We start from the raw sequence: 3,256 nt of genomic DNA, 5'->3' as shown, positions 1-3,256 counted from the left end.
CGGCCTGCCGATCGCCTGGACCACCACGAAATGGGACGGCCCACCCGACGAACTCAAAGCCATGGTCGCCGCCTTGTGGCGCATCTCCCCCGACACCCCCTGGATCGACGCCGCACTCCACGACCGCACCGCACCCGCCTGAAACACCCCCACCTCCGCCACACCCGACCCACCGACATCCACAACGGCGACCGCCCGCGCGTCACGCCACTGCGCCGAGTCGACCCGCGCCCCGACACCGCGCAGCAGCGGACTCGGGTCTGTGCTCAGGGTGCGATCACGTGGGACCCGACCATTGACTCCACGGTCTGCCGCGCCCACCAGCACGCGGCCGGACCCCGAAGGCAGGGCGACCTGCAGGAGGAACCGTCGGGCGGCGCCTTCGCCAAGCCTGGAGACCACGGGCCGCGCCGCTCACGCGGCGGATTCACCACCAAGCCGCGCCTAGGCCTGTCTCTCAGCGGCCGGCCGGGGCCAGGCCGGGTGGGTTTGGGCACACGGGCCGGGCAGGGCAAGGTCGGGCGGAGGTTCCTGAACCCCCGGCGGACCCGGGCCGGGGTGAGCCTGTTCGGTTTGACCGGCCTTTTCCCAGGGCCGGCGGACATCCTCGGCGAGTGGCCGGACGAGGCGGAGCTGGGTATGGGCGACGATGATCAGCCACGTCCAGCGGTCCGTCGCTTCCGGTGTGCGGAGCTTGGGGCGGGTCCAGCCGAGCGTCTGCTTGATCATCCGGAATGTGTGCTCCAGGTCGAATCTCCGCAGAAACGCCTGCCGGCGCAGATCGACGTCGCCGGCGCTCATGGCGGTGGCGGAGGAGCACAGCCACAGCGGCAGCGGGTCTCCGCCGCCGGGCAGGCGGTCGACCTCCAGGCGGATCAACGTCCCTTCGATGATGGGGAGTTCACCGTCGTGGTCGATCCACGCGGAGCGGGTGGTGAGCCTGGGGTGGAGTCGGTCCCAGGCCATCACTTTCGCGGTGCCGTAGCGGTCGGTGATCTGGACGGTCGCCGCGTCGGGCTCGCCCCGGCTCTCGGGCCTGGCGAAGCGGAACTCCTTGCCGTGCTTCGGCGGCCGCCCGCTCTGGGGATAGGCATTGGCGTACTCCGGCTGCGTGGGTGTCGGCCGGCGCATGACGCGATCCGAGCGCATCCGGCCCCGGATCTCGACGGGCAGCCCGTCGAGAAGGTGGGCCATACGCGGTGCGTCGTAGCCGGCGTCGAAGACGACCAGGACGTCCGGCTCGCCCTCGCGCCACCGCCCGCCGGTGACCAGGTCCTCGATCACGCGGCGGACCTGGACGGCGGTGATCTCGGCGACATCGTCCTCGGGGCCGAGCCGCACCGCGTCCAGCAGCCGGCACCAGGAGGTACGGCCCGATTCGAGAGCGGCGACGAAGGAGTACGGCCGGCCCGGGATCATCAGGTGCTGGTCCCGGCCGCGGCCTTAGGTGTGGCAGAACAGCCGGTCCGCGCTGCACTCGGCGTCCGGCCGCAGCTAGTTGCTCACGTCCACGGCCAGGACGAGGCGGGCATCGGCGGCCTTCGGCTGGGGTAGCGCGGCCGGCGTCCGCCGCAGCCGTCCGGCGTCGAGGTGGCCGCGGTTGAGAGCGTCGTACAGCGCGCCGTGCCCACGCCGGTGCTCGGGCACCAGCGTCAGCTCCACCGGCGACGTCACCGGCCCGTCCGCGCACAGCAACGAGTCCGCGAGCTCGAACAGTTCGTCACGCCGGGCGGTCAGGCATCCGTAGAAGTCCTCCCGGAAGTGTGACGCTTCAGCGAACGGCTCTCGCTGGGCATCGCGGTACAGCAGACTCATTCCCCACGGCCTTCGTCGAGTTCAGGTGGCGTCCTTGGTCGGAGCACATGGTCAGGCGAAGGCCGTGTCCGCGTCCGGCAAACTCCCGGATGAGTGAACTCGTTCGAGAAGCGCGCGCGATCGTGACACCATGGGCCGCGTGATGACGAACCGAAAGGTCCATGCCGCGTAGACGGCCGACGGACGTCCGGACCAGCCTCCCTCTGCACCGGACACAGGCGTCGAGACCCGCGATCGACGGTGTCTCCTCCCGGGCACTCTCCGAGGTAGCCCACCTCGAACGCACCCGGAATTACCTGCAACCAGGGGATGTCGCCGTCGCTGTGCGCCTGTGGCGGGACCACGTTCGCCGCTCCGAGCGGCAGCAGTGGCACGACTACGAGTGGGGCAACGTGCACTGGTACTGCTGCGGCAACCCTTTGGAGGCGCGCGCCCTCCTCGACGCGGTGATGAACGCGATGTCACCCCGGGGCGCCCGCCAACTCCGGAAGATCATCAACAGGCTTGACGCCGCCTACAGCATCCCCCTGCCGCCGCATGACGGCGAAGGAGGATAAGGCACAAGCTCAGATACGTCTGTGACATCGTCGTGCTCATGATCGAGTCATGGTCGACTCGGCGACTTCTAGGGTCGGCATCGCTTGGCACAGGGGGAAGGCATGCTTCACGGTTCATTCAACGATTCTTCGGCACATGACCAGAGCATGCGCTGGAAGCTCGGCGGGTCTGGGTGGGCCAGGTGGTCGTGGTCGGTGAACGATGCCGAACAGAAGGTGCACGCCTCGTACATAGGGCCTGAGGTCCTGGCCGGGTTCATAAACGGTGTCCGGGCCCTGCTCCTCGGTTGCAGTGCGACCTTCGTGACGTTCGTCGACGAGCCGAGCGGGACGAGAGTCTTCTTCAACCAGACGGAGAAGGAGGTCTTCGTTCAGATAGTGGAGTTTGCGGACTTGAACGAGCCGTCGTCCTGGTGGTCGGACGCGAGGCTGGTCTGGGCAGGTCGGGTACCAACAGAGGCGTTCGTCACAGCCTTCATGGCCATGATCGAGGAGCTTCTCTCCAAGCATGGGACAGACGGGTACCGGAGGCGCTGGGGCTACGAGTTCCCCGTCCTGGAGTGGGCGGCCCTTCAAGCAGCGCACAGCTCCCGCTGACTCGAACCTGGCTCCGCATTCCGATCAGGATGGCCGCGAGGTGGAGTGCGCCCTCGTAGGCCCGCAATCGCCGGAAGCTCGGCTCCCGCAGGGGCCAACCACACGTTTCGACCCGGCGGACTACCGCAGGCGCCACGCGGTCGAGTGCGGGATCAACCGCCTCAAGAGGCACCGCGCCGTCGCATCGCGACGCGACAAGCTCGCGGTCCGCTACGAGGCGACCGTCCTGATCGCCGTTGTCAACGAGTGGCTGTGACCGGAACTCGTCGCTAGAGCTCGTGGTCCTG

Annotated in this window: 2 protein-coding genes and 1 pseudogene; 2 read left to right on the top strand and 1 reads right to left on the bottom strand. The window is 68.6% G+C overall.

Features of this window, described 5'->3' with window-relative positions; genetic code table 11:
• Positions 1-266 precede the first annotated feature (266 nt).
• Positions 267-1,815 (bottom strand): annotated as a pseudogene (locus ACH4XV_RS48450) (NF041680 family putative transposase).
• 323 nt (positions 1,816-2,138) lie between these two features.
• Here ACH4XV_RS48450 and ACH4XV_RS48445 point away from each other — a divergent pair.
• Together ACH4XV_RS48445 and ACH4XV_RS48440 are read left to right on the top strand one after the other, a co-directional pair.
• Positions 2,139-2,372 carry a hypothetical protein gene (locus tag ACH4XV_RS48445; protein ID WP_395801036.1) on the top strand — a complete coding sequence of 78 codons (234 nt, stop codon included), beginning with the start codon at positions 2,139-2,141 and terminating at the stop codon, positions 2,370-2,372.
• Between the two features lie 147 nt (positions 2,373-2,519).
• Positions 2,520-2,969: a hypothetical protein gene (locus ACH4XV_RS48440; protein ID WP_395801034.1), complete on the top strand. Its 450-nt coding sequence runs from the start codon at positions 2,520-2,522 to the stop codon at positions 2,967-2,969.
• The last annotated feature ends 287 nt before the right edge of the window (positions 2,970-3,256 follow it).

Source organism: Embleya sp. NPDC020630, assembly GCF_044334985.1.
In the GTDB taxonomy this organism is placed as follows: domain Bacteria; phylum Actinomycetota; class Actinomycetes; order Streptomycetales; family Streptomycetaceae; genus Embleya.
Note: the sequence above shows the minus strand (reverse complement) of the source record. Positions and strands in the feature narration are given on the sequence as shown.